The organism is Erythrobacter sp. S227 (assembly GCF_057364925.1).
Map to the genome: position 1 here is coordinate 2,210,387 of NZ_CP200280.1, position 23,923 is coordinate 2,234,309.

At 58.3% G+C, this 23,923-nt stretch carries 22 protein-coding genes; 7 read left to right on the top strand and 15 right to left on the bottom strand.

Features of this window, described 5'->3' with window-relative positions:
* Nucleotides 1-3: 3 nt before the first annotated feature.
* From AC0V6Q_RS10425 to AC0V6Q_RS10435, 3 genes are all read right to left on the bottom strand, one after another.
* Nucleotides 4-621, bottom strand: a complete 618-nt coding sequence (locus AC0V6Q_RS10425; RefSeq protein ID WP_486168313.1) for a YceI family protein — start codon at nucleotides 619-621, stop codon at nucleotides 4-6.
* Between the two features lie 112 nt (nucleotides 622-733).
* The gene (guaA, locus tag AC0V6Q_RS10430) at nucleotides 734-2,308 is read right to left on the bottom strand and encodes a glutamine-hydrolyzing GMP synthase (RefSeq protein WP_486168314.1); all 1,575 of its coding nucleotides are present in this window, start codon (nucleotides 2,306-2,308) and stop codon (nucleotides 734-736) included.
* A 1,035-nt stretch (nucleotides 2,309-3,343) separates the two neighbouring features.
* Nucleotides 3,344-4,921: a class I adenylate-forming enzyme family protein gene (locus tag AC0V6Q_RS10435; RefSeq protein WP_486168315.1), complete on the bottom strand. Its 1,578-nt coding sequence runs from the start codon at nucleotides 4,919-4,921 to the stop codon at nucleotides 3,344-3,346.
* A gap of 111 nt (nucleotides 4,922-5,032) precedes the next feature.
* Here AC0V6Q_RS10435 and AC0V6Q_RS10440 point away from each other — a divergent pair, with 111 nt between their 5' ends.
* From AC0V6Q_RS10440 to AC0V6Q_RS10455, 4 genes are all read left to right on the top strand, one after another.
* Nucleotides 5,033-6,034, top strand: a complete 1,002-nt coding sequence (locus AC0V6Q_RS10440) for a PIG-L family deacetylase (RefSeq protein WP_486168316.1) — start codon at nucleotides 5,033-5,035, stop codon at nucleotides 6,032-6,034.
* Between the two features lie 84 nt (nucleotides 6,035-6,118).
* Nucleotides 6,119-8,686, top strand: coding sequence for a DNA topoisomerase (ATP-hydrolyzing) subunit B (gene gyrB, locus AC0V6Q_RS10445; RefSeq protein ID WP_486168317.1), 2,568 nt, complete (start codon nucleotides 6,119-6,121; stop codon nucleotides 8,684-8,686).
* A 104-nt stretch (nucleotides 8,687-8,790) separates the two neighbouring features.
* Nucleotides 8,791-9,996, top strand: a complete 1,206-nt coding sequence (locus tag AC0V6Q_RS10450; RefSeq protein WP_486168318.1) for an AI-2E family transporter — start codon at nucleotides 8,791-8,793, stop codon at nucleotides 9,994-9,996.
* Between the two features lie 3 nt (nucleotides 9,997-9,999).
* Nucleotides 10,000-10,791 carry a M50 family metallopeptidase gene (locus tag AC0V6Q_RS10455; RefSeq protein ID WP_486168319.1) on the top strand — a complete coding sequence of 264 codons (792 nt, stop codon included), beginning with the start codon at nucleotides 10,000-10,002 and terminating at the stop codon, nucleotides 10,789-10,791.
* 36 nt (nucleotides 10,792-10,827) lie between these two features.
* Here AC0V6Q_RS10455 and AC0V6Q_RS10460 read toward each other — a convergent pair whose 3' ends face one another.
* The 9 genes from AC0V6Q_RS10460 to AC0V6Q_RS10500 all read right to left on the bottom strand — a co-directional run bounded on the left by AC0V6Q_RS10460 (nucleotide 10,828) and on the right by AC0V6Q_RS10500 (nucleotide 17,265).
* A complete protein-coding gene (locus AC0V6Q_RS10460) occupies nucleotides 10,828-11,469 on the bottom strand; it encodes a hypothetical protein (RefSeq protein ID WP_486168320.1) in 642 nt (213 codons plus the stop codon).
* 154 nt (nucleotides 11,470-11,623) lie between these two features.
* The gene (locus tag AC0V6Q_RS10465; RefSeq protein ID WP_486168321.1) at nucleotides 11,624-12,253 is read right to left on the bottom strand and encodes a lysophospholipid acyltransferase family protein; all 630 of its coding nucleotides are present in this window, start codon (nucleotides 12,251-12,253) and stop codon (nucleotides 11,624-11,626) included.
* 194 nt (nucleotides 12,254-12,447) lie between these two features.
* Nucleotides 12,448-12,918, bottom strand: coding sequence for a hypothetical protein (locus tag AC0V6Q_RS10470; protein WP_486168322.1), 471 nt, complete (start codon nucleotides 12,916-12,918; stop codon nucleotides 12,448-12,450).
* A 38-nt stretch (nucleotides 12,919-12,956) separates the two neighbouring features.
* On the bottom strand, nucleotides 12,957-14,564 hold the full coding sequence (locus AC0V6Q_RS10475; RefSeq protein WP_486168323.1) for a carboxyl transferase domain-containing protein: 1,608 nt from the start codon (nucleotides 14,562-14,564) through the stop codon (nucleotides 12,957-12,959).
* Nucleotides 14,561-14,923, bottom strand: a complete 363-nt coding sequence (locus AC0V6Q_RS10480; RefSeq protein WP_486168324.1) for a hypothetical protein — start codon at nucleotides 14,921-14,923, stop codon at nucleotides 14,561-14,563. The genes AC0V6Q_RS10475 and AC0V6Q_RS10480 overlap by 4 nt, the downstream gene beginning before the upstream one ends.
* Nucleotides 14,920-15,288: a hypothetical protein gene (locus AC0V6Q_RS10485; protein WP_486168325.1), complete on the bottom strand. Its 369-nt coding sequence runs from the start codon at nucleotides 15,286-15,288 to the stop codon at nucleotides 14,920-14,922. The genes AC0V6Q_RS10480 and AC0V6Q_RS10485 overlap by 4 nt, the downstream gene beginning before the upstream one ends.
* 14 nt (nucleotides 15,289-15,302) lie before the next feature.
* Nucleotides 15,303-15,620: a DUF1330 domain-containing protein gene (locus AC0V6Q_RS10490; RefSeq protein ID WP_486168326.1), complete on the bottom strand. Its 318-nt coding sequence runs from the start codon at nucleotides 15,618-15,620 to the stop codon at nucleotides 15,303-15,305.
* Nucleotides 15,617-16,099 (bottom strand): hypothetical protein, encoded by a 483-nt coding sequence (locus tag AC0V6Q_RS10495; protein ID WP_486168327.1) that lies wholly within the window; start codon nucleotides 16,097-16,099, stop codon nucleotides 15,617-15,619. The genes AC0V6Q_RS10490 and AC0V6Q_RS10495 overlap by 4 nt, the downstream gene beginning before the upstream one ends.
* Nucleotides 16,096-17,265 (bottom strand): isovaleryl-CoA dehydrogenase, encoded by a 1,170-nt coding sequence (locus tag AC0V6Q_RS10500; protein ID WP_486168328.1) that lies wholly within the window; start codon nucleotides 17,263-17,265, stop codon nucleotides 16,096-16,098. The genes AC0V6Q_RS10495 and AC0V6Q_RS10500 overlap by 4 nt, the downstream gene beginning before the upstream one ends.
* 142 nt (nucleotides 17,266-17,407) lie before the next feature.
* Between AC0V6Q_RS10500 and AC0V6Q_RS10505 the strand changes: the two genes are divergently transcribed.
* The 3 genes from AC0V6Q_RS10505 to AC0V6Q_RS10515 all read left to right on the top strand — a co-directional run bounded on the left by AC0V6Q_RS10505 (nucleotide 17,408) and on the right by AC0V6Q_RS10515 (nucleotide 20,245).
* Nucleotides 17,408-17,875 (top strand): hypothetical protein, encoded by a 468-nt coding sequence (locus AC0V6Q_RS10505; protein ID WP_486168329.1) that lies wholly within the window; start codon nucleotides 17,408-17,410, stop codon nucleotides 17,873-17,875.
* A 103-nt stretch (nucleotides 17,876-17,978) separates the two neighbouring features.
* Nucleotides 17,979-18,710: an ATP-binding cassette domain-containing protein gene (locus AC0V6Q_RS10510; protein ID WP_486168330.1), complete on the top strand. Its 732-nt coding sequence runs from the start codon at nucleotides 17,979-17,981 to the stop codon at nucleotides 18,708-18,710.
* Complete coding sequence (locus AC0V6Q_RS10515; RefSeq protein WP_486168331.1) at nucleotides 18,707-20,245, top strand: ABC transporter permease/substrate-binding protein; 1,539 nt, start codon at nucleotides 18,707-18,709, stop codon at nucleotides 20,243-20,245. Before AC0V6Q_RS10510 ends, AC0V6Q_RS10515 begins: the two co-directional genes overlap by 4 nt.
* Here the strand turns inward: AC0V6Q_RS10515 and AC0V6Q_RS10520 are convergent.
* Genes AC0V6Q_RS10520 through lgt form a run of 3 tightly spaced genes read right to left on the bottom strand, consistent with a single transcriptional unit; the run spans nucleotide 20,242 to nucleotide 23,785 of the window.
* A complete protein-coding gene (locus AC0V6Q_RS10520; RefSeq protein WP_486168332.1) occupies nucleotides 20,242-20,673 on the bottom strand; it encodes a DUF2147 domain-containing protein in 432 nt (143 codons plus the stop codon). The genes AC0V6Q_RS10515 and AC0V6Q_RS10520 overlap by 4 nt on opposite strands.
* Nucleotides 20,674-20,732: 59 nt before the next feature.
* The gene (locus AC0V6Q_RS10525; protein WP_486168333.1) at nucleotides 20,733-22,946 is read right to left on the bottom strand and encodes a class I SAM-dependent methyltransferase; all 2,214 of its coding nucleotides are present in this window, start codon (nucleotides 22,944-22,946) and stop codon (nucleotides 20,733-20,735) included.
* Nucleotides 22,850-23,785 carry a prolipoprotein diacylglyceryl transferase gene (lgt, locus tag AC0V6Q_RS10530; protein ID WP_486168334.1) on the bottom strand — a complete coding sequence of 312 codons (936 nt, stop codon included), beginning with the start codon at nucleotides 23,783-23,785 and terminating at the stop codon, nucleotides 22,850-22,852. Before lgt ends, AC0V6Q_RS10525 begins: the two co-directional genes overlap by 97 nt.
* Nucleotides 23,786-23,923 lie beyond the last annotated feature (138 nt).

The window sequence follows — 23,923 nt, forward strand, 5'->3', positions numbered from 1 at the left end:
CGCCTAGCGTTCAAAGGCAATCGAGAAAGTCACAGGCACCGCCGGCGTGATGGATGCAAGCCCGGCGAGCTGTTGTAATTGTGCCAATTCATCGGTGAGCTCGAACCGGCCCGCATCGATGATCACCGGCTTGTCGGTCACAGCGATAATCCGGTCAGGGCCCGCGCGCGTGACGCTAACCTCGGCTTGAAAAGGGGCTTCAACGCCGGTTAGCGACAATGTGCCATCCAGAGTGGTGTCCGCGCTTTCGCCGACGCCCAGCGCCTCAAAAGCGGCGGGGTCAATTTGGGCCGTGACCGTCGCCTTCGGATTATTGGCAACCACAAAGAAGATGTCGCGCATACGCTCGTCGCGAATGTCGACGCCGGTGGAGACGGAGGCCAAGTCGATCTCGATTGTCGCTGCGCCTTCAGCGGTGACTGAACCGCTGACATTTTCAAACGTGTTGGCTTCAGCGATTTCGCCCTGTTTGATCGACACATAAGAGAGCTCGGACGCGGCACTATCGACGGTCCATTGCGTCCCCGTAACCGATGGCGCTTCAGCGGGTGCTTGCGCGCAGGCAGCAAGAGCAAAGGTAGCAACAGCTGCAAGGCTGGCATTCTTAAATGAGCGGAGCATGGGATCGGTCCTTTGGTTTCAAGATTGTTGAGCGTTCACTTATCAAGTTTGCCGCGATCACAAAAACGCACAAAGCCGCTCACAGTTGCAAGAAAACTCGATTGACGCAGGATTACTCCCACTCAATCGTACCGGGAGGCTTTGACGTATAGTCATAGACCACGCGGTTGATGCCTTGCACTTCATTGACGATGCGCGTTGCAACCCCTGTAAGGAAGCTTGCATCAAACGGATACACATCGGCCGTCATGCCGTCTGTGCTGGTCACCGCGCGAAGGCCGCAGACGCTGTCATAGGTGCGGCCATCGCCCATCACGCCAACGGTCTTGACCGGTAGAAGGACCGCGAAAGCCTGCCAGATCGCATCGTAAAGTCCGGCATTGCGGATCTCTTCGAGGTAGATCGCGTCGGCCTTGCGCAGGATATCGCAGCGTTCCTTGGTGACTTCGCCCGGAATGCGGATGGCTAGGCCGGGGCCGGGGAACGGATGGCGCCCGACGAATGCTTCGGGAAGGCCAAGCTCACGGCCCAGATCGCGCACTTCGTCTTTGAAAAGCTCGCGCAAGGGCTCGACGAGCTGCATGTTCATGCGCTCTGGAAGCCCGCCGACATTGTGGTGGCTCTTGATCGTGACCGATGGCCCGCCGGTAAAGCTGACGCTCTCGATCACGTCGGGATAGAGCGTGCCTTGCGCGAGGAAATCAGCGCCGCCGACTTTCTTGGCTTCTGCCTCGAACAGGTCGATGAATGCGCCGCCTATAAATTTGCGCTTTTTCTCAGGGTCGTTGACGCCGGCAAGCCCAGCCAAGAAGGTTTCCTCGGCATCCACGGCGACAAGCGGGATGTTGTAGTGGTCGCGAAAAAGCGAGACGACTTGCTCTGTCTCGTTAAGGCGCATGAGGCCGTGGTCCACATAAACACAGGTAAGCTGGTCGCCGATTGCTTCATGGATCAGGACCGCTGCGACCGCTGAATCCACACCGCCTGAAAGTCCGCAGATGACGCGGCCCGAACCGACCTGTGCGCGGATTTCCTCGATCTTGGTCTTGCGGAATTCTGCCATGGTCCAGTCGCCCGTCAGGCCGCAGACATGGCGCACAAAATTGGCAAGCAGCTTGCCACCGTCGGGCGTGTGGACGACTTCGGGGTGGAACTGTGTGCCGTAGAACTTGCGTTTCTCGTCCGCGATCACCGCAAATGGCGCGCCGTCCGAGGTGGCGACAATCTCGAAACCCTCGGCAAATTGCGTCACCTTGTCGCCGTGGCTCATCCAGACCTGATGGCGCTCGCCCTCTTTCCAAAGGCCGTCGAAAAGCGCGCATTCTTTGGTGACAGTCAGGTAAGCACGGCCAAATTCGCCGCCCTCTCCGGTTTCGTGACCCGGGCGCACTTCGCCGCCCAATTGGTGGCTCATCACCTGCTGGCCATAGCAAATGCCCAGGATCGGAACACCCGCTTCAAAGAAGCTTTGGGGCACGCGAGGACTGCCATCATCGCATACGCTTGCGGGGCCGCCCGAGAGGATGATGCCTTTGGGGTTCAAGCGGCGGAACGCTTCTTCCGCCATGCTGAAGGGCGCGATTTCGGAATAGACCCCCGCCTCGCGCACGCGGCGCGCAATGAGCTGGGTTACCTGGCTGCCGAAATCGACGATAAGGATCGAATCTGGGAGATGCTCTTGTTCCATGCGCGCACCCGTTACGGCAGCGCAGCGCCAACTGTCCAGCGGGCACTGCAAGCAATGCCAATTCTATGAGGCAAAGGCGCCAAGAATGATGTTGGATTGGACGCGGAGGCAGGACCGATGAGCATTGGTGAGAAATTCGAAACAACTATCGCTTTTGCTGCGCCTGCGCAGTGAGTTTTTGCGGCGCAGCATTAAGGCAGCGTGACAACCTCTTTTTGAGGATTTTTGCTGAGCAAGAATTTTGTGCAGCGCAACATAATACCGCGAGACCTCGACACATTTGTTGCATCTTTTGCAACCACATTGCGCATTTTGTCATTTGAGTTTCATGCAATCGAACGCCATTTAGCCGTCAGCGACACCGAGCCGGACTCTTCTCTCTCCAAACTGGCCGGGCGCTACCGATGGATCAATGTGTTTCCCCGAACCAGATCCATCATATCTGCCCGCCGCAGGCTGGCAGCCAATTGAGTGCACTTTGCGACGGGCCCGGCGACTTCCAGCGCCCCGCCCAACAAAGTCCAATATGCACTCGGCAGCGCTCCCCTCGCTGCGGCTGTCTTTCGCGTCGGTTGGTCATTGCCTGGTGGAGCTTCTCAAGAGGTTCCGGGATCGCAGGCCCGATGATCGACGAGGTAAATGCTTTGCGGCTTGCGCAGTTAGCGAGACGCGGCCACCACTCTCTCCCTCTCCCAATGGTGGCCGCGTCTCAACACTTTGTGTGCGGGCGGGCGTGTGGGCGAACGCGCGAAGACCTGATCTGACGGCTCAGAAAATCTATCACAGTGTGTAGGTATTCCAATCGAGGTCGGTGTTACAAAATTTCACACCATGCACTATATATTGCGCGAGTGGCGGGCCCTCTCCCTCTCCAACCCCCGCCACAGGAACCAAAAAATGCGTAGCTTTACTCAGCACACGCTCGCAATGGTCGCCGCACTCGTCCTAAGCGGTGCGACGCTCAACGCGCTGATCGTGTAAGATTTGAGGGCCGGGTCGCCCGATTGAAACGGCGACCCGGCGCTTGAATATCTGCTACGCAGCCGTTCCATCTGCATTGAGGAGCGCCAATTCGCGAAGCTCGGTTTTCAAAAGCTTTCCGATATGGCTCCTCGGCATTTCATCAATCGCGTAGAGCGCCGACAGCCGCTGCGTCTTGCCTAGGCGCGCATTGACGCTTGCAAGGATCGCTTCCACTTCGCGCGCTCCCTCTCCCACGACGATAAAGCCGACCGGTGTCTCGCCCCATGCCCGCGACGCAATGCCGACGACGGCCGCCTCGACTACGTCATCCTCGCGCTCAAGCTCTGCTTCGAGATCGGATGGATAGATGTTGAAACCGCCCGAAATGATCATGTCTTTAGCGCGGCCCACCAGCTCAACAAAGCCCTCTGCATCGACGCGGCCGATATCGCCCATACGCATCCAGACGCCCCCATCGGCATCGACATATTGCGCTTCAACGGTTTTGTCGGGGCGGTTTTTATAGCCGCTCATCATAGTTTGAGATCGCCCGATAAGATTGCCCGGAGTGCCCGGAGTGCCCGGCGGCAATTCGTTATCTTCATCATCGAGAACTTTCATCTCGCTTCCGGGTGCAGGCCTTCCGACAGTATGCAGCTTGTCGGGAAATTCGTGCGCTTGCAGCAGGCACACAACGCCGCCCTCGGTCATGGAATAAATCTCGACCAGGCCGCCCGGCATCCGGCTCAACACCTCGCGTTTGAGTTCAGCTGAAAACGGCGCGGAGGTGCAATATTTGAGGACGAGCGAAGAGAGATCATGCTCGTCGAAACCGGGATAATCCATCAACCGCTGATACTGGACCGGAACCAGCATGGTGAGCGTGGTCTTGTCGTCGGCTGCATGGGCCAGCCAGCGTCCGCAATCAAACTTGCCCATGACCCGCATTGTGCCGCCCGCAAGAAGCGCAGGCAGGAAACCCACCATCGTCGTGTTCGAATAGAGCGGCGTTGAGGTAAGCGTTCGCACCGGCAATCCGGCGTCGAGATAGGAAACAGCGGTGGATGCAAATTGCAGCCAACGCATCTGGTGCGAATGAACGATGCCTTTGGGAATGCCGGTCGTGCCGGATGAATAGATGATATTGAACGGATCGCCGGGCTCAGGTTCAAAAGCAGGCGCAGTGCTTCCCGGAGGCGCCATCCAAGTGTCGATCGACTCCAATGGCACACGGATGAGGTCCGACATGAAATCAGGACCAAGCTCGGCGGCTTTGCCTGCGTCAACAAACAGGTGGCGTGCGCCTGAATCCCTGGCCATCCCTTCGAGCTGCTCGGGCGAGGCACTGGTGGTGAGCGGCGCTGCCACCCCGCCCGCGCGCACCGCTGCAAGGAAGACGAGCGCATAATTGACCGTGCTGGTGCCCAGAATGGCGACCGATTGCCCGCGTTCCAGCCCTGTTTCGACCAGCCTTGCCGCCAGTCGTTCAACCTCGCCGATAAGTTCGGCCCAGGCCACATCGCGCATGTCATCTACCATCGCGATGGCATCGGGCTGCGCCTGTGACCACGCTCTCAAAATATCTGCAAAAGAACCGAAGGGTTCGTTCAGGGCTGCGGAAATGGCTTGCTTTGCGTCGTTTGCGATCATGGCGCAGAACAATACGGCGCAAACGCCGATCAGCAAGAGGATCTGACAAGAAACGGCTTGGTGGCCATTTCTTTACCTGATTGGCGCAAAAAGACGCGCAAGGAGACACGAATGGCGACCTCGAAGCACTTAGCAAAGCGCACCTTGGCTATGACGCTGGGCACTTGCCTTGCCTTGACCGTGAGTATGCCTTCCCTCGCGCAAAGCGAAGAGGAACAGGTAACCGCGCCGCAAGAAGAGGTCCTTGAAGACGGGCAAGTCGTCACACGTATCTTGCCAAACCAAAGGCCGCGCAATCGATCCGGACCCGATCAACAGCGGCCCGATCAACCGCGGCCCGATCAGGCGCAGCCCGGCCAGCCTGACACTTTGCTACAAAACGACGCCGCGCCGATCGATCCCGATGTGCCGTCTGTACTCGCCGTCCTTGCTCACCCCGATGATGAAGTCATCCTTGCCCCCATCCTCGCGCGCATTGCCCGCGAGAAGGGCGAGGTCACTTTGGTGTTTGCCACAAGCGGTGATGCAGGTCCCGGCTATAGCGGCCTAGAAAAAGGCCCGGAGCTGGGCGCATTGCGCGAAAACGAAGCGCGCTGCGCGGCCTTTGCGCTCGGACTTGAAGAGCCGATCTTCTGGCGCTTTGGCGACGGGACGCTCGCTGGCGAAGCGCGCAACACTCAAGGCCAGATGCAGGATATGGGCGAGCGGATCTCCGGGCTCATCGCCCTGCATCAACCGACAGTTGTCATGACCTGGGGCCCGGATGGCGGATATGGACATGCCGATCACCGGATTATCAGCAACGCCGTAACGCAAGTGGTGCAAGTCATGGGGCCGGAACGCCCTGACCTGCTCTACGCAGCCTTCCCATCCAGCGGCGATACAGAGGAAGATGCGCTTGACGGATTTGACGGATGGGCGCGCCTTCACCCTTCCCTGGTCACAGACCAAATCGCTTATGAACTGCCCGATCTCGACGCCACAATCGCTGCGGTGGATTGCTATGAAAGCCAGTTTCCAGCGCCCGTCCGCCGGGTCCTTGCGGGCACTTTGCATGAGCGTGTCTGGCGCGGGAGGGTCCCGTTTCGCCTCGCCTTTGCCCGCGAACGTTAGGACCTCTCAGCAAGGTCGGGGAAAAGCTCGGATCAGGAGCCTCCACAGCTTGGGTTTCGCTGCCGGAATGCCTATATATTGGGTATGGAAGAAACTTCTGCAAACCAGCCCGCAAATCCCTCGCAGCCTGAAAAGCAACAGGGCGAATATGGCGCCGATTCTATCAAAGTCCTCAAGGGCTTGGACGCCGTGCGCAAACGCCCCGGCATGTATATCGGCGATACCGATGATGGCTCTGGCCTTCACCACATGGTGTTCGAGGTTTCCGATAACGCCATCGATGAGGCGCTCGCGGGACACTGTGACCTTGTTCTGATCGAATTGAACCCCGATGGCAGCGTCTCTGTCGAAGACAATGGCCGCGGCATTCCTGTTGGCATGCACAAGGAAGAGGGCGTCTCCGCCGCAGAGGTCATCATGACCCAGCTTCACGCGGGCGGTAAGTTTGAAAACACCTCCGATGACAACGCCTATAAAGTTTCCGGCGGCCTGCACGGCGTGGGCGTGTCCGTGGTCAACGCACTGTCGGAATGGCTCGAGCTGAAAATCTGGCGCGATGGCAAAGAGCACTGGATGCGTTTTGAGCACGGCGATGCGGTGAATAGCCTTGAGATTCTGGGTGATGCGCCCAAGGTGGATCAGAACCCGGACGATAATGGCTTTAAAAAAGGCACGCGGGTCACCTTCCACCATTCAAACGACACGTTCAAAAACGTGACCGAATACGATTTTGACAAGCTGGAGCACCGCTACCGCGAGCTTGCCTTCCTCAATTCCGGTGTCCGAATTCTTTTGCGCGACCTGCGCCATGAAGAGCCGATTGAACACGATCTCTACTACGAAGGCGGGATTGCGGCTTTCGTCAAATATCTCGACCGCAACAAGGACGCCCTCATCCCTGAACCGATCTCGGTCTCGGCGGAGAAAGAAGGCATCGGCATCGATGTCGCTCTGGAATGGAACGACAGCTATTACGAAAACGTCCTGTGCTTCACCAACAACATTCCCCAGCGCGACGGCGGCACGCATTTGGCGGCCTTCCGCGCAGCGCTGACCAGCACGCTCAACAACTATGCAGAGCGTTCAGGGATGCTGGGCAAAGCCAAAGTCTCGCTTTCGGGCGAGGACATGCGCGAAGGATTGACCGCAATTGTCAGCGTGAAGCTGCCCGATCCCAAATTCTCCTCGCAGACCAAGGACAAACTGGTTTCCTCCGAAGTTCGCCAACCGCTCCAATCGCTTATGGGCGAGAAGATGAACGAGTGGCTGGAGGAAAACCCCAATGAAGCCAAAGCGATCATCCAAAAGATCATCGACGCAGCTGCGGCACGCGAAGCGGCCAAACGCGCCCGCGAGATGAGCCGCAAGGGCGCGATGAGCGTCGCCTCGCTGCCCGGAAAACTTTCCGATTGCCGCGAGCGTGACGCGACAAAAGCCGAAATCTTCCTGGTCGAGGGTGATTCGGCTGGTGGCTCTGCCAAAGGCGGGCGCGACAGCCAGTATCAGGCGATCCTGCCGCTTAAAGGTAAGATCCTCAACGTCGAGCGCGCGCGATTTGACCGGATCATCTCTTCCAAAGAAGTCGGCACCCTGATCCAGGCGATGGGCACCGGCATTCGCGATGAATTCGACATCGAGAAACTGCGCTATCACAAGATCGTGATCATGACCGACGCTGACGTCGACGGCGCGCACATCCGCACGCTTCTGCTCACCTTCTTCCATCGCCAGATGCCGGAGATCGTAAAAGCCGGGCACCTCTTCATCGCTCAGCCGCCATTGTTCAAAGTCGCCAAGGGCAAAAGCGAGGTTTATCTCAAGGACGAAGGTGCGCTCGACCGCTATCTCGTGGATGCAGGCCTGCAAGGTCGCATCCTGGAGACATCCGGCGGTGCTCGCTCGGGCGATGATCTGCGCGCGCTCGTAGACGGGGCACTGCGCCTCAAGAACATGATCGCTTTCGTCCCGCGCCGTTATAACAGCGAGATTATCGAGCAGATGGCGCTTTCGGGCGCGCTCGATCCGGCCTTGAGCGATGCCAACCGGGCAAAGGCGCTTGAAACCACTGCTGCAAGACTTGAGGCAGGCGATCAGGACGCCAAGTGGAGCGCGAAAGTGCTCGAAAGCGGTACGGTCCAATTCTCGCGCATATGGCGCGGCGTCACCGATGTGCACGAAATCGAAGGCCGCTTCCTTATCAGCACAGAAGCGCAAAAACTGCATTCCATTGCCGCTGATCAGGCCGACACTTACGCGCACGCTGTTCGCCTTGTGAAAGGCGATGCGGATGAAGCAGAAGTTGAGGCACCCTCGGGCGATGAAGCGGACGATGACGCAGGCGACGGGGCAGGCGACGAACCCGCTGTTCTTGCAGAGGATGCGATCTCTTTGCCAAGCCAATTGCTCGGCGCTGTTCTTGCTGCGGGCCGCAAGGGTCTTTCCATCGCCCGCTACAAAGGTCTGGGCGAAATGAACCCGGAACAGCTTTGGGAGACAACGCTCGATCCTGAAAACCGTGTGCTGTTGCAGGTGAAGGTCGAAGACGCTGATGTCACCGACGAAATCTTCACAAGGCTGATGGGTGATGTGGTCGAACCGCGCCGCGAGTTTATTCAGGAAAATGCGCTCAGCGTTGCCAATCTCGACGTCTGATCGCGAAAATCGCCCGATCGGGCAGTGAAATGACCATCCCGCTGTAACGGCGTATGCGTCTTGCCTCTTGATGTTTGGACCATTTGTCCCGACATCTTGCGCGTATGTCCAAAGTTGAACCCCACGATACCTCCGCGCTCGAACACTGGAGCTTTCTGCTCATTCTGGCCGCGGTTTCGATCCTTCTGGTATGGGTCTCATGGCCCTTTATTGGCCCGCTTATGTGGGCCACTCTGGCTGCGATCATGTTCCAGCCGCTCTACAAGTGGTCTCTGGTGAAGACGCGGGGGAGACGCAATCCGGCAGCTATCCTGTCGCTTTTGATTATCTTTGTCGCCGTTCTTCTCCCCGCTCTGTGGATCGGGTCACTGGTCGCCAATGAAGCGATCAAGCTTGTGAACAGGCTTCAGGCCGAGCCGATCGATTTCGTGGCCTGGGTGAATAATACCTACGCCATGCTGCCTGAGGGCGTGAAGAAGTTTGCAGCCGAGAACGGATTTTCCGACCTTTCCGCAATGCAAGACCGCCTGCAGGGTGTCCTTGGTGAAAGCGCAGGGATTATCGCAAGTCAGGCGCTCTCCATCGGGAGCGGGGCTTTGGGCTTTCTCCTGAGCTTCGGCATCGGGCTTTACGTGCTCTTTTTCCTCCTTCGCGATGGGGCACGCATTGGCGAAACCATCCTCCACTCCGCTCCTATCGAACGGGCAATTGCTGACCGCTTGTCGGACCGGTTTCTGGGCGTTGTGCGGGCTGTGATCAAAGGGTCGGGCGTCGTTGGAATTGTCCAAGGTACAATCGGCGGCATTATCCTTGCCATTGCCGGTGTACCCTCTGCCCTATTGCTCGGCGTCCTTATGGCGATCCTTGCGCTCATCCCGGCGGTGGGCACTGCGCTTGTGTGGGCGCCTGCAGGGATATGGCTCATCCTTGCCGATCAGGTTTGGGAGGGCATCTTTGTCCTTGGCGCAGGGCTCATCATCATCTCGAGCGTGGACAATGTCCTTCGCCCGATATTGGTTGGCCGCGACACAGGTATCCCCGACTGGATCGTCCTGCTCACCACCCTTGGCGGCATCTCGCTTGCGGGTTTTTCCGGCATTGTTCTGGGTCCACTGGTCGCAGGCATGTTCCTTGCCAGCTGGTCGATCTTCCAGGAACAACGCGCCGAAGACGAAGAAGCCGCTGCGCGTTATCGCATGCGCGTGGGGCCGGATGGCAGGGCACGCACCGATGAAGAGATCGACGCGATCGAGCGTCTAGCCGAATCCGAAATGCACCCGGACCATACCGCTGCGGCGCAGGGAGGATAGGTCATGCGCTCGATGGTGGAACCGGGAAGTCAGGCCGAAGAGGTTGGCCGCCTGATTTTGGCCGCCTTCATCGTTCTGGCACTGCCATCGCTGCCGTTTGGCAATTATCTCGTCTACCCCTTCGTCATTCTCACCACCTGGTTTCACGAGATGGGTCATGGCCTCACCGCCATCGCGATGGGGCAGAGCTTTGATAACCTCGTGATTTATGCCAATGGCTCAGGCGTCGCACAAAGCCGGGTTGCGGGCGACGCCTCGCCTTTCCTGCGAGCAGCGATTGCCGCAGGTGGACCGCTTGCCCCCACATTTGTCGGCGCAGGATTGATTGTCGCAAGCGCGCACAAGAAGCTTTGGCGGCCCGTATTATGGGGCACATCGATTGCCATTTTCGCCTCTGTCATCCTCTATGTGCGCTCGGTCACGGGATTTGCGGTTCTGCCGCTGATTGCACTGGTTCTGGCCGTAATCGCATGGAAAGCATCGCCCGGCATCAACCGTTTCACGCTCCAGTTCCTTGGCGTGCTTGGCGCGATGAGCATGTTTAGCGATTACCGCTATTTCTTCACCGAACAGGTCGTCATTGGCGGGGAGACTATCCTGTCTGACACCGGCCAGATCGAGGCGGCCTTGTGGCTTCCCCATTGGGTGTGGGCTGCGGTTATCCTTGCTGTATCGGCAGGCACGGTCGGGGCGAGCCTCAAATATGCGCTTAACGACAAACGCCGCCTCACCAATCAGCAAAAGCTTCCGGCCAATGTATTGCAATTCAAGCGTACACCGGACCGAGACAAGTAGCGCCGCGATAAGTAAGCCCGAGGCAAACAGTCAGCGTTAAGTGGCCGCAACGCGAATGGTGTTCAACCCCTTCGCCTCGTCACCCGTTTCGGCGGACAGTCCGATAAAGATCGTATCGATGATGCGGGCAAGCTTGTCTTCGGTGAGCTTGTCACCCAGATAAATCAGCGAATCCGGCAAGGTGTATGGCGTGATCATCTGATTGATGAGCGATAAAGTCTCATCGATGGAAAGCCCCGAGAAATACCCCTCGGCCTGCGCCTGAACGATAAGCTCGCACAAATAGTGGTCGGCGAGGTCCACGTAGGAACGCACCCGTTCAAAATTGGCGGCGCCCATCTCGCAGATCATGGTGAAGAACTCGGCGTCATCACGCCAGCGAGCCTGAGAGATCACAAAGCGACGACGGAAGAACTCATACATCTTGCGAATGGGGGGAAGGTCGGTGGCGAGCACTTCTTCCATCACCTGCATATGCGGGGCGAGCCAGACGGCAGCGACCGCATCGAAGAGGTCGTCATAATCTTCAAAAACCCATTCAAACCGGCTGCGCGAAAGGCCGCTTTCGGAAAGAGCGACGGCATAGGAGATTTCCACCCCGCGCTCTTTGACAAGGTCGAGCACCATGCTCGCTATACGATGGCGCTCTTTCTTTCGGGTTTCTTCGGTCATCGGCATGACTTGGGCGGGTCTCCTGACTGGAGACGTAGATAGGGAGGCTGTGCGCAAGGATAAAGGCATAAGTTCACAAAATTGGTGCGACGCGGCATGAAGCTTCACCGGGCACTATATAAAAAGGCCGAGCGCCGCCCTGGTTCCAGCCCTTTGCGTGCTAGAACTCGTTTTTGCCCGCGATGATGTCTTTTGCCTGTTGCTCCAACACCTTATACCGTTCCAAATCGGGTATTTTGGAGCGGAACCATTCCGCGATTTTGAGCAGGTCTTCGCCGTAATTGCCCGTTGGCATTATGGGTTGGCTAAATCCGATGGTGCGCTTGTCATTGTCGGCATAGGCCAGAACGATGGGCACGCCTGCAGCTTTGGCGATGTTGTAAAAGCCAGATTTCCACTTGCCGTCAGACTTGCGAGTGCCCTCGCAGGCGATCACCAGGTTAAGCTCATCGCGCGCGTCGTATTCGTCTTTCAATTGCTCGATCGTGCCCGCTGCTTTGCTTCGATCCACACCGATACCGCCCATGTCGAGCATGAAATTGCGCATCATGCCTTTGAAAAGCGTGTGCTTTCCCATGAAGTTGGGTTGCACTTTTTCTTCCTTGGTAGCGCCCGCGAAGAAGACAAAGTCCCAGTTGGAGGTGTGCGGCGCGCCCGCGATGACGCATTTCTTCACCTCGGTGGGAAAGCGCTCCACGATGCGCCAGCCTTTGAGCCAGTAGATAAACAGAATGATCCGGTTCACGATCCGCGACAGCAGACCGACATTGCGGGTTTCGTTGTGTTTCAAAGCGTTCTCTCTCGTCCCTTACACATGACTAGCAGTTACGTAGCGGAATGCGAGAGGGATTTAATCGGCGTGGTTGAGCACCTGCGCACCTGCCCGTCATCCTGAACTTGTTTCAGGATCCATTTCACGGGCTAGCTCAGAAATTGTGGCTGAGATGGACCCTGGAGTCGAAGACGGCCTAAGGCCAATTTAGTTCAGGGTGACGAGGAGAATTTTGACGCAATGCCGAGAACAACTGCGATCAAGAGGCCAAGGGCCAGCAGGAGAACCATTATGTTCTCGAAACGCCTTTGGTACCACATCAATCTAGCAGCACGGTTATCACCATAAGTTTGCACAAAATACGCGAGATCGTCCGTGCTGAGAGGTTGGCCGTCCTGCTTCAGATCGCATTCTTCCCAATCGACGCCCGCATCGCCTGATTGATCCTCGTAGAAGCCACGTCCCGCCGCTTTCACATCATCAAGCGAGAATCGGTCGTATCGACCATTCCGCGTCGCACGATAATGCTTTGAAAGCGAACCCAATTGCTTCTCTATGATGTGCCCTTTGCCGCCAATCGCTGCCTGCAAGAAATGCCCGTTGGGCGCTGTCAGAATAAAGAACGAGTTGGTCTTCGAGTCCAACTCATCAAGCAACTCGTCAAGTTGCCATGACTGAGTCACTTGAATTCGATCGCCTCGCTCGAATTCCAAAATCATCATCACATCCTAAACACACCAAACGCGGGCCGCTCAGCAATCGGAGCCTGAAGCGTCGCAGCAAAGGCCAGCCCCAACACATCGCGCGTCTGCACCGGATCAATCACCCCGTCGTCCCACAGCCTTGCGGTGGCGTAATAGGGGTTGCCTTCGTCCTCGTACTTCTGGCGGATCGGGGCTTTGAAGGCCTCGGCCTCTTCCTCGCTCCATTTGTCGGCGTCGCGGTGGACGGTAGCTAGCACGGATGCCGCTTGCTCTCCGCCCATCACCGAGATGCGCGCGTTGGGCCAGGTGAAGAGGAAGCGCGGGGAGTAGGCGCGGCCCGCCATGCCGTAGTTCCCTGCGCCAAAGCTGCCGCCGATGACCACGGTGATCTTGGGCACCGTGGCAGTGGCAACGGCTGTGACCAGCTTTGCGCCGTGCTTGGCTATGCCCTCTGCCTCATATTTACCGCCGACCATAAAGCCGCTGATATTTTGCAGGAAAAGGAGCGGGATGCGCCGTTGACACGCAAGCTCGATAAAGTGCGCGCCTTTTTGGGCGCTCTCTGAGAACAGCACGCCGTTGTTGGCGATAATCCCGACCGGCATCCCCCAGATATGCGCAAAGCCGCACACCAGCGTCGAGCCGTAATGCGCCTTGAATTCGTGGAACTCGCTGCCATCGACCAGCCGCGCAATCACCTCTTTCACATCGTAAGGCGCGCGCACATCGTCGGGCACGATTGCATAAAGGTCATCCGCATCAAACTTGGGCGGGCGCGGGTCTTTGAGGGCAATGTCTTTCGCAGCCCCGGTGTTCGTGCCAAGCTGAGAGACAATATCGCGCACAATGGTCAGCGCGTGTTCGTCATTCTCGGCGAGGTGATCGACCACGCCGGATTTCTTGGCATGGAGGTCGCCCCCGCCAAGGTCTTCGGCAGTGATTTCCTCGCCAGTCGCGGCCTTCACCAGCGGAGGGCCAGCGAGGAAGATGGTGCCTTGGTTCCTCACAATCACCGTCTCATCGGACATGGCAGGCACATAGGCTCCGCCAGCCGTACAAGAGCCCATCACACAGGCGATCTGCGGAATGCCAAGCGCCGACATATTCGCCTGATTGAAGAAGATGCGCCCAAAGTGATCGCGGTCGGGGAAGACCTCGGCCTGATGCGGCAGGTTCGCCCCGCCGCTATCGACCAGATAGATGCACGGCAGGCGATTCTCCATCGCAATCTCTTGCGCGCGAAGGTGCTTCTTCACCGTCATCGGATAGTAAGTGCCGCCCTTCACCGTCGCATCATTGCAAACGATCATCACCTGGCGCCCCGAAACCCGCCCGATGCCGCAAATGATGGAGGCCGCGTTCACGTCGCCCTCATACATGTCATTGGCGGCAAGCTGGCCGATTTCGAGAAAGGGAGAGCCCGGATCAAGCAAGCGCTCCACCCGCTCACGGGGCAGCAGCTTGCCACGCGAGACATGGCGCTCGCGGCTACGCTCCGGCCCGCCAAGGGATGCCTTAGCCACCGCCTCACGCAGGTCATTGGCAAGAGCTTTGTTGTGCTGCGCGCGGGCTTTGGCCTCGGGCGCTTCGCTATCAAGCTTTGTGGTGAGAACAGGTGCGGTCATCGATAGGCCCCTATCAAGGCAAGAATGCCGGCAATTCCCATCGGGATCCAGCCGGGGTGTTTGAAATGAGACGTCGCAATATCGGCGAGGCCAAGGGTGATCCAGAACAATCCGATCACTATGATGAGGCCGCGCGGGGTTTCCGGCCAGACGATTGCTACAGCGCTCAGGATCATAAAGGCGGACACGGCATGCCAGAGATAGCCGAGAAGCGCGGGGGCAATCTCCATGTCGGGATGCGGATTACCCTGCGACAAGATTGGCCCGAGTACCGAAGTGGCGCCGCCCGTGGAGTGAGCGATGGCAGTAAGCACCATCACCGCAGCGGACAACCAAAGCCAGATCGACATTCCCATCATGCCAGCTCATCCCCCTCCTTTGAGGCCCTCCAATGCTCCCAGCTCGCGAAAAATACAAATGCGGCGAACAGGGTCTGTAGCGTTAGGCCGAACAGGAACTCTTCATAGCCGATGACGTAAGTGTAGCCATTCACCAAGACGTTGGAGGCCATAATGGCTAGCCCCAACCACACACCCCAACGCTCGCGCGCCCAGATGAGCAAAACCGCCAACGGGTCCAGGAAGGTCAGCGAAGTCCAGTAGATGTTCCACGGCAAGGGCCTGAAATCATAGGGCAGCCACCCCAGGTGAAACAGGTCAAGCGAATGGGTAATCGTCCCGATGACAAATCCCAGCGACCAGATGATTTTCGCAATAGTTGGCATCAGGCGGGCGGGCCTTACGTTCCGGGAATATCGCCGGGCTCAAGCCCCTTGACGATAATCGCCTCAGCCGTGCTGCCAGCATCGCGGAATTTGCCGATTTCCTGATATTCGGGCGAGGTCAGCCAAGCAAAGAGCTTGGGCTTGTCGGGAAATTCCATCAGGACGCTGCGGGTGGCGTTCCACTCACCAGCGACGACCTGCGGTTCTTCATCGACGCTGAGCATTTTGCCTTCGAATTTCTCGAAGATTTCCATGAAGCGCTCTTCATACTTATCGTATTGCGCACGGTCATGAATGGTCATGCGGCTAATCATGTAAACGGGTGCGCTCATGTATCGTATTCTCCGCTGTCCCAAGGCTCAAAGAAGGCCATGTAGTTACCCGGTTGGGCTTCAACGGCTGGCAAATCGTCTTCATCTTCAGCCTCTCGATAAACCAGCCCAAATTCCTTGCCTTCATGAAGATGCGAAAAGGGCGCAATCTCAATCCTTGCCGGAGTTCCACCTATCTCTTGTAGTCGCTTCTTCAAAAGCGCCTCTCGCCCCCCTTTGTCCATTGTTGCACGCGGTCCGAACGAGTCGATTCTAGCTTCCTCAAGAACACCCTCTGATGAAAAGATGTAGAGAGCCACATACTCGCACCCGGATTCCTCGGAAAGTGCCGGGACAAATGGCGTGGTTAGGAAAAACAGCCGTCCATCAGACGTGTGGCCAACGTGTTGTGCATGATAGTCGTCTGGCTCGATCGCAATTTTGAAAGTTGGAGACGCCGCTGTTTCTTGCCTCGACTTTTTTCTCCAGAACCACATCACCCCCCAGCCCCAATCAATTCGCGCCCGATCAGCATCCGGCGGATCTCATTGGTCCCAGCGCCAATATCGAGCAGTTTTGCATCGCGCATGTAGCGTTCCACCGGCCAATCGGTGGTGTAGCCTGCGCCGCCCAGTGCTTGGACAGCTTCGGCTGCAACCTTGAACGAATTTTCGCTCGCATAGAGGATCGCGCCAGCCGCATCGAAGCGGGTGGTCTGGTTCGCGTCGCACGCTTTGGCGACGGCATAGACGTAAGCGCGCGCGGTTTGCAGCGCGACGTACATATCGGCGATCTTGCCCTGCATCAGCTGGAAGCTGCCGATAGGTTTGCCGAATTGCTTGCGCTCGCGCACGTAGGGAATGACGGTGTCGAGGCAGGCTTGCATGATGCCGATGGAAAGCCCTGCGAGCACCACGCGCTCATAATCAAGACCGCTCATCAGCACGCCCACGCCGCCGTTCAGCGGACCCATGATGTTTTCCTCGGGCACTTCGCAATTGTCGAAGACGAGCTCTGCCGTGGGAGAGCCGCGCATGCCGACTTTGTCGATTTTCTGACCGATGGAGAAGCCGGGCATGTCTTTCTCGATGAGAAACGCTGTAATCCCGCGCGAACCCGCCGCGCCGTCGGTTTTGGCATAGACTACCAGAGTGTCGGCTTCCGACGCATTGGTGATCCAGAACTTGGTGCCGTTGAGTACGTAGCCGCCTTGCACCGCCTCGGCTTTGAGCTTCATCGACACAACGTCCGAGCCTGCGCCTGCTTCTGACATGGCGAGGCTGCCCACGTGCTCCCCGCTGATCAGCTTGGGGAGGTACTTCGCCTTCTGCTCGGGATTCGCCCAGCGGCGGATCTGGTTGATGCAAAGGTTGGAGTGCGCGCCGTAAGATAGCGAAAGCGAAGCACTCGCGCGCGCGACTTCCTCGACCGCGATCACGTGTTCGATATAGCCGAGGCCAAGCCCGCCATCTTCCTCGTCCACGGTGATCCCGTGCATCCCAAGATCGCCCATGGCCTTCCACACTTCATCGCGAGGAAAATAATCCTCGCGGTCGATTTTATCGCCCAGCGGCATCAGCTGTTCATCGACAAAACGGCCGACGCTTTCGCGGATCATCTCGGCGCTTTCGCCCAGTTGGAAATCGAAATCAGGGGTAGCTCGCATCAGTGCTCTCTCAGACAGACATGTTCATTTGTTGCGCGCATTAGCAATCTTGTTGGCAAAGGCCAATGATGTGACGCGCTTCCATGCGGATCGTAGCACAGCGCTTGGCCTGAGACGATTTGCGCTCTAGGCTGGTCTCATCATGGCTTTACGTTTTACCCCCATCCGCCTTCTCGCTCCCCTTGGCATTCTGGCTCTTGCCGCTTGTGCGCCAGCCGAGGATGGTTCGGGCGATGCGGAGGCAGCCGAAGAGCAGGGCGAAAGCACTGCTGCGGCAAGTGAAACACCGGCAGAACCGATGCTGATGGCGGATACCGGTTGGCTTAGCGTTGGCAGTGACGGGTCGGTGCAGACGACCTTCCTCGATACCGGCGGGCGCTACCGCGATTTTCGCAATGGTACTGCGATGGACACGGGCGATTGGGAACGGCGTCCCGATGGTTCCGTGTGTTTTTCGCCTGATGCTGGACAAGGACGGTGCTGGTCGGCGGGCCGGCCGGACAAAGACGGGTCGATCATCGTGACAAGCGCCAGTGGCAAGCGGGTCGAGATCAAGCCCATTACCTACACGCCGCCACCTGCGGACGAAGACGTTAGCGAGAGCAGCTGAGCTCGGACAGGGTTAGGGGCAGGCCATCCAAACAGACGCATCCGATCACAGCGCGGGCGAAGCGCTTATCCGCTTTGAAGCGGCAGAGCGGCACTATGGCGATGTGATCGCTGTGGGCGGTGTCACCTGCGATATTGCGGCGGGCAGTTTTGTGGCGCTTGTCGGGTCATCGGGGTCCGGCAAATCAACACTTCTGAAGATGGTCAATACGCTGGTCGAGCCTACCGGTGGCCGGGTGCTGTTTGGCGACGATGACGTGACGACCCTGCCCCAGGCGAAACTGCGCCGCCGGGTGGGCTACGTGTTCCAGGGGATCGGTCTCTTCCCCCATTTCACCGTGGGCGAGAACATCGCAATCGGGCCACGCCTTGCGGGTGAGACTTTGCCTGCAGAGCGGATCACGCAATTGCTCGAACTGGTCGAGCTTGAGCCTGATATGGCCAGCCGGATGCCGGATGAGCTTTCAGGTGGTCAGCGTCAGCGCGTTGGCGTTGCGCGGGCACTCGCGAATGACCCCGAACTGCTGATCATGGACGAACCCTTTGGGGCGCTCGATCCCATTACGCGTGATGCCTTGGGCGAGAAAGTGCGCGAGCTTCACGCAAAGCTTGGTCTCACCACCATTATGGTCACACACGACATGGCAGAAGCGCTGCTTTTGGCGGACCGGGTTCTGGTGATGGACAGCGGCGCTTTGGTCGCAGACGAAAGCCCCCGCGCTCTTCTGAAAGGCGATGGCGGAGAGATTGCGCAAGGGTTGGTCGCGGTGCCCCGGGAACAAGCCGAACGCTTGGCGCATATGGAAGATGCGCCCCAAAAAGCGGGTCCAGCGTGAGCGAGATCTTCGACATTCTGCTTGGCCTTGGCGACAAGTTTGCCAGCCACATTGTGCTTGCTGCAAGCGCGATTGGGCTTGGCATTTTGGTGGCATTGCCGCTCGCCGTGTGGGCCAGCCGGTCTCAAACCGTATCGCGTTTTGCCCTCGGCTTCGCGAGCCTTGTTCAGACCATTCCAGCGCTGGCCTTGCTGGCCCTGTTCTTCCCGATATTGCTAAGTCTCAGAGCAGTCTTTGGAGAAGACCTCCCGACGCTCGGCTTCCTACCCGCATTGCTGGCTCTTGCGCTTTACGCCTTGCTGCCAATCCTTCGAAACGCCGTCACAGCGCAGGCCAATCTCGACCCGCAAGTGCTCGAAGCCGCCGACGGGGTTGGCATGACAGCCACGCAAAAACTGCGCCTTGTCGAAGCGCCTCTTGCCGCGCCCTTCGTGATGGCAGGCATCCGCACGGCTAGCGTTTGGACCATTGGCGCAGCAACGCTCTCGACCACTATCGGACAACCCAGCCTTGGCGATCCGATCTTTGCCGGACTTCAAACCCAGAACTGGGCGCTGGTGGTGGCAGGTTGTATCGCGAGCGCGGGGCTTGCCTTGGTCGTCGATGCGCTTTTGGGCATGATCGAAAATGGCATTGCCAACCGGCGCAAATGGCAATGGGGCGCAGGCCTTGCGGCGGTCGCGCTTGGTCTTGGTGCGGCGCTGTTTGCGCAAGGCGGCGGGGAGGATGACGACACCATCATCATCGCCTCGAAACAGTTTTCAGAGCAATATATCCTAGCCCAATTGATCGGCGCGCAGCTGGAAAAAGCGGGCTACCAAGTCGCTTACCGCGATGGTTTGGGGTCCGCCGTCGTGCACAGCGCGGTTGCCTCCTCCAACATCGATATCTCGGTCGATTACACCGGTACGATCTGGACCAATGAGCTGGAGCGCACCGACAATCCGGGGCGCGAGGTGATGTATGAAACCATCGTCGGATGGGAGCGCGAAAACACCGGCGTGCGCGTGCTCGGGCGGCTTGGGTTCGAGAACGCTTATGCCTTTGCGATGCGTGCTGATCGTTCGGCGGAACTGGGCATCACCAGCCTAGAGGACATGGTCGCGGTCGCGCCGCAGCTGACCCTTGGCGGGGACCCTGAATTTTTCGAGCGGCCCGAATGGATCGCGGTGCGCGAGGCATACGGCCTGCGCGTGGGCGAGACCCGCAATTTCTCACCCACCTTCATGTACAATGCGCTGAAATCCGGCGAGGCCGACGCGATCAGCGCCTACACATCAGACGGGCGGATTGCGGCGGACAATCTGGTGGTGCTCGAAGACCCGCGCGAAGCCCTGCCCAGCTATGATGCCATGCTGATGATGAGCCCGCGCATCGCTGATGATGCAGAAATTGCCGCCGCGCTTCAGCCCTTAATCGGAGCGATTTCCGTCGAGGCAATGCGAGAGGCGAACTACGCCGTGGACCGTGAGGGTGAGGGCAAGCTTAGCCCGAAAGAAGCGGCTGAAGAACTGGCGAAAAAGATCGGGCTCTAACGCGCGCGGCGCCAGGTTTGAGTCTGGCAAAACGGTCCGATGCAGCCGCTCACCTCGATGGTGTTGGCACCTTTTCGCTCAATAACCGAACGGTAGCTCTTCCCGTTGTTGGGATCATAGATTCGCCCGCGCCATTTGCTGCCATCTTCGCGAAACTGGGTTAGGATCGGCAGGCCCAAAAGCTTGCGTTTGCGCAAGTTTGCATCGGGATTGTTGATGTCGCGCTGGTCCGCGCCGTCAGGAGGCGTGATCAGGAAACGCGCGATCCGGCCGCAAGTCACATTGCCGCATTGCTTGATCTCAACCACGGCATCGCGGTCTTCGGTGATCCAGCGGCCAGCAATGGAATCGGCCGCCAAAGCCTGTGCAGGAAGAGCGAGCAAGGCGGCTCCGGCCATTGAAAGTGACAAAATCAAGCGCTGGGCCATGCAATTTCTCCTGAGGGTCATTTAGGGTTCGCGCAAGGACCTGCGAAAGTTACCCCCGATCAATCAAAACCAACGCCGTCGGGCCATCTTCGCCCGCAAACGCCAAGCACTTTGAACAACAGGCCCATCTCGCCGTCACCGACAAGGCGGTCGTATTGCCGTTTGATCTTGTCCGCTTCGCCCGGGTTTTGTCGCTGGAGAGCTTCCATGCGCACATCGATGCCCATTTTCCTCAACCATTCGCCCTGCATTTCAACGCCCATCACATCGGCGCCTTGGGCATCAGCCACATCTTTGAGCATTTCAAAATCGACGTGGGCCGTGAGGTCGGCTTGTCCGGGATAGTCGAACACATCGACCTTCTCGTGCGATTTCAATGCCTGAAGGGTTGAACCCGAACGCGCCTCGAACGGGCCGTAATCGATGATCAGCGCAGCCCCGCCCTGATTTTTCAACCGTGTGGCGATCTCGCCCATCAGGGTTGATGCCGCCGCGCTTGTCTCGATCATGGTGCCCTGACTTGCGCTTCTCCAGCCTTTGGGGACGATCGCATCCATCGGTTTATCGCCGGCAACGAAAACAAAGTCATCGCCATCAAGACCAACCATTCGTTCGTGCCAGCCATTGGCAGAGCGGATCAGCTGGTGGATCGGCAGCGCGTCGAAAAATTCATTGCCCACGATCAACAAAGGCGCATCATCGGGTAGAGTGGACATATCATCGTGATGGATGACGTCCGGGAACGCCTCCTTCTGGATTTTGCGAAGCGCTGGCGATGTTTCGACAAAGTGCACGACAGGCGCAAAATCATAGCGCGCCGCGGTTCGCAGAGCATCTTTTGAAAGCGTGCCGCGGCCCGGGCCAAGCTCAACGTAATGTATATGTTTGCGCGCGCCCATTTTGACCCAGAGATCGGCAAACCAAAGACCGATAAGCTCACCGAACATCTGGCTGACTTCGGGTGCAGTGATGAAATCGCCTTCCTCGCCCAGAGGATCGCGGCTGGTGTAATAGCGCGCGTTGCTTTCGGCCATGTAGTGCGCAAGGCTGATCGGTCCGGTTTCGCGGATCAGGCGGCGGAAGGTTGCCCCAAGATTTTTGGCCTTCTCTGCCGCCTCGGCAAGCTCCTTGGCTTGGGCTTTCTCGCGTGCTTTCTCTTTGGCCTTTTGCTCTGCGCGCGCTTTCTTGCGGGCTTCGGCCTCGGCTTTCTTTTTGGCCGCCGCGTCCGCTTTGGCCTTGGCTTCTGCTTCTTCCTTAGCTTTGCGCTCGGCCTCAGCTTTGGCCTTCTTCTCCGCTTCTAGCCGCGCTTTTTCTTCAGCCTCACGCTTCGCTTTTTCCTCTGCCTCGCGCTTCTTCTTCGCTTCTGCCTCGGCCTTGGCTTTGGCAGCAGCCTCAGCCTTTGCCCTTTTTTCAGCCTCCAGCTTCGCCTTCTTCTCGGCTTCGCGCTTGGCTTTGGCCTCTGCTGCCGCTTTCGCTTTCGCCTCGGCTTCTTCTTTGGCTTTACGAGCCGCTTCTGCCTCGGCTTTGGCCTTGGCGGCCGCTGCTTCCTTGGCTTTGCGCTCTGCTTCTGCTTTGGCCTTTGCTTCTGCTTTGGCCTTTGCTTCGGCTTCAGCCTTCTTCTTGGCCTCGGCCTTTGCTTTGGCTTCCGCCTCTTTGCGGGCCTTTTCTTCTGCCTCAGCTTTGGCGCGGGCTTCCGCTTCGGCTTTTGCCTTGCGCGCAGCCTCTTGCTGAGCCTTCTTTTCAGCCTCCGCGAGCGCTTTTTCTTCGGCTTCCTGGCGCGCTTTTGCCTCGGCGAGTTCGCGTGCTTTTGCCTCAGCGGCCTCTTTCGCCTTACGCTCTTTCTCGGCCCTAGCCCGTTCTTCGGCCTCTGCTTCGGCCTTAGCCTCGGCCTCTTCCTTGGCCTTTTGCGCCGCCTCGGCCTTCGCCTTCTTCTCGGCGTCCGCCTTCGCCTGCGCCTTTTCTTCGGCGATCCGGGCGTCTTCTTCCTCTTTGAGGGCTTTTACCAGAGCAGCCGCTTCTACGGATGAAGCGCTGTCCGCATCCGGTTTCGCCTGTGGCGCAGGTGCGACGGGGGCAACAGGCGCCTTGGTCAGGACAACTGCCATGCTGCCGTCCGGCTCGATCAATCGAAGGGTCGCTGCGCGCGCGGTGCGCAGGGTAATAACCCCCAACCCGTTCAGGCCGCCGCCTTCGCCCCCGAGCCCACCGGCTCCCTCGTCAGGGCGTAAATCACGACAATCAATCCGGTCAGTATCATGGGAATGCTTAGCCATTGACCCATGGATAAACCAGTTTGTGCCACCAAGTCAGCCAATTGTTCGTCAGGTTGCCGGAAAAATTCGTTGAAGAACCGCGCGCAGCCCATTCCGAAAGTGAAAACACCCACCAAAAGACCGGGGCGAAAACGTGCGCGTGTTTTCCAGAAAAGCAGCATCAGGACGACAAGCAGGAGCAGGCCTTCGAGCCCGGCTTGATAAAGCTGGCTTGGGTGGCGCGCGATTTCGCCTGCGCGTGCGTCCGGGAACACCATCGCCCATGGTACATCGGCTGCCCGGCCCCACAATTCACCATTGTTGAAATTGGCAAGGCGGCCAAGCAGCATACCCATCGGGATACTGACAACGACGTAGTCAAAGACACGCAGGAAGTTCAACTTATCGCGCCATGTCACCCATGCGATTGCCGCAAGCACGCCGAGCACGCCGCCATGAAAACTCATGCCGCCATCCCACATGCGCAGCAGCTTCCAGCTAACAAAGCCATCTCCAGAGAAGTCGGTGAAGAGGCTCGGCTCGACCGTATCGCCGCCGGTATAAAATGCCGCATATCCAAGCCGCCCGCCAAGGATCACACCGAGCGTGCAGTAGAAGAACAGATCATCCGCATGACGCTGCGCCATGGGCGCGCCGGGTGTCTTGATCGCTTTGGACGTATGCCAATATGCAAAGATTACGCCGATCAGATAGGCGAGCGAATAATAGCGCAGCTGGAACGAGCCGATTTCGAAGAGATAGGGGCGCATGCCGAGGTCAGACCAATAAATCGGATCGGCGGCAGCGCTGCTCACGGCAGCAAGATTTAGAACGCTGCTTGCAGCAAGTAGTGACAGCACGAAGGGAACCTCTTAAAGCTGTGTGCGTGTCGGCCACGACACGATGTTTCCGACGCTATTGGCACAGCCTGTGGCTGCGCGCAAAGGGCTTTGCCGAACGCCCCGGCAATCACCTTGGTCGAACATCGTGGCATTTGC

Bases quoted from the DNA above. Each gene is read 5' to 3' on its own strand.
- AC0V6Q_RS10500 (WP_486168328.1), bottom strand. From the start codon at position 17,265: ATGCGAGCTACCCCTGATTTCGATTTCCAACTGGGCGAAAGCGCCGAG.
- AC0V6Q_RS10525 (WP_486168333.1), bottom strand. From the start codon at position 22,946: ATGGCTAAGCATTCCCATGATACTGACCGGATTGATTGTCGTGATTTA.
- AC0V6Q_RS10505 (WP_486168329.1), top strand. From the start codon at position 17,408: ATGGCTTTACGTTTTACCCCCATCCGCCTTCTCGCTCCCCTTGGCATT.
- AC0V6Q_RS10435 (WP_486168315.1), bottom strand. From the start codon at position 4,921: ATGATCGCAAACGACGCAAAGCAAGCCATTTCCGCAGCCCTGAACGAA.
- AC0V6Q_RS10475 (WP_486168323.1), bottom strand. From the start codon at position 14,564: ATGACCGCACCTGTTCTCACCACAAAGCTTGATAGCGAAGCGCCCGAG.
- AC0V6Q_RS10490 (WP_486168326.1), bottom strand. From the start codon at position 15,620: ATGAGCGCACCCGTTTACATGATTAGCCGCATGACCATTCATGACCGT.
- AC0V6Q_RS10520 (WP_486168332.1), bottom strand. From the start codon at position 20,673: ATGGCCCAGCGCTTGATTTTGTCACTTTCAATGGCCGGAGCCGCCTTG.
- AC0V6Q_RS10440 (WP_486168316.1), top strand. From the start codon at position 5,033: ATGGCGACCTCGAAGCACTTAGCAAAGCGCACCTTGGCTATGACGCTG.
- AC0V6Q_RS10425 (WP_486168313.1), bottom strand. From the start codon at position 621: ATGCTCCGCTCATTTAAGAATGCCAGCCTTGCAGCTGTTGCTACCTTT.
- gyrB (WP_486168317.1), top strand. From the start codon at position 6,119: ATGGAAGAAACTTCTGCAAACCAGCCCGCAAATCCCTCGCAGCCTGAA.
- guaA (WP_486168314.1), bottom strand. From the start codon at position 2,308: ATGGAACAAGAGCATCTCCCAGATTCGATCCTTATCGTCGATTTCGGC.
- AC0V6Q_RS10460 (WP_486168320.1), bottom strand. From the start codon at position 11,469: ATGCCGATGACCGAAGAAACCCGAAAGAAAGAGCGCCATCGTATAGCG.
- AC0V6Q_RS10450 (WP_486168318.1), top strand. From the start codon at position 8,791: ATGTCCAAAGTTGAACCCCACGATACCTCCGCGCTCGAACACTGGAGC.
- AC0V6Q_RS10485 (WP_486168325.1), bottom strand. From the start codon at position 15,288: ATGCCAACTATTGCGAAAATCATCTGGTCGCTGGGATTTGTCATCGGG.
- AC0V6Q_RS10455 (WP_486168319.1), top strand. From the start codon at position 10,000: ATGCGCTCGATGGTGGAACCGGGAAGTCAGGCCGAAGAGGTTGGCCGC.
- AC0V6Q_RS10480 (WP_486168324.1), bottom strand. From the start codon at position 14,923: ATGATGGGAATGTCGATCTGGCTTTGGTTGTCCGCTGCGGTGATGGTG.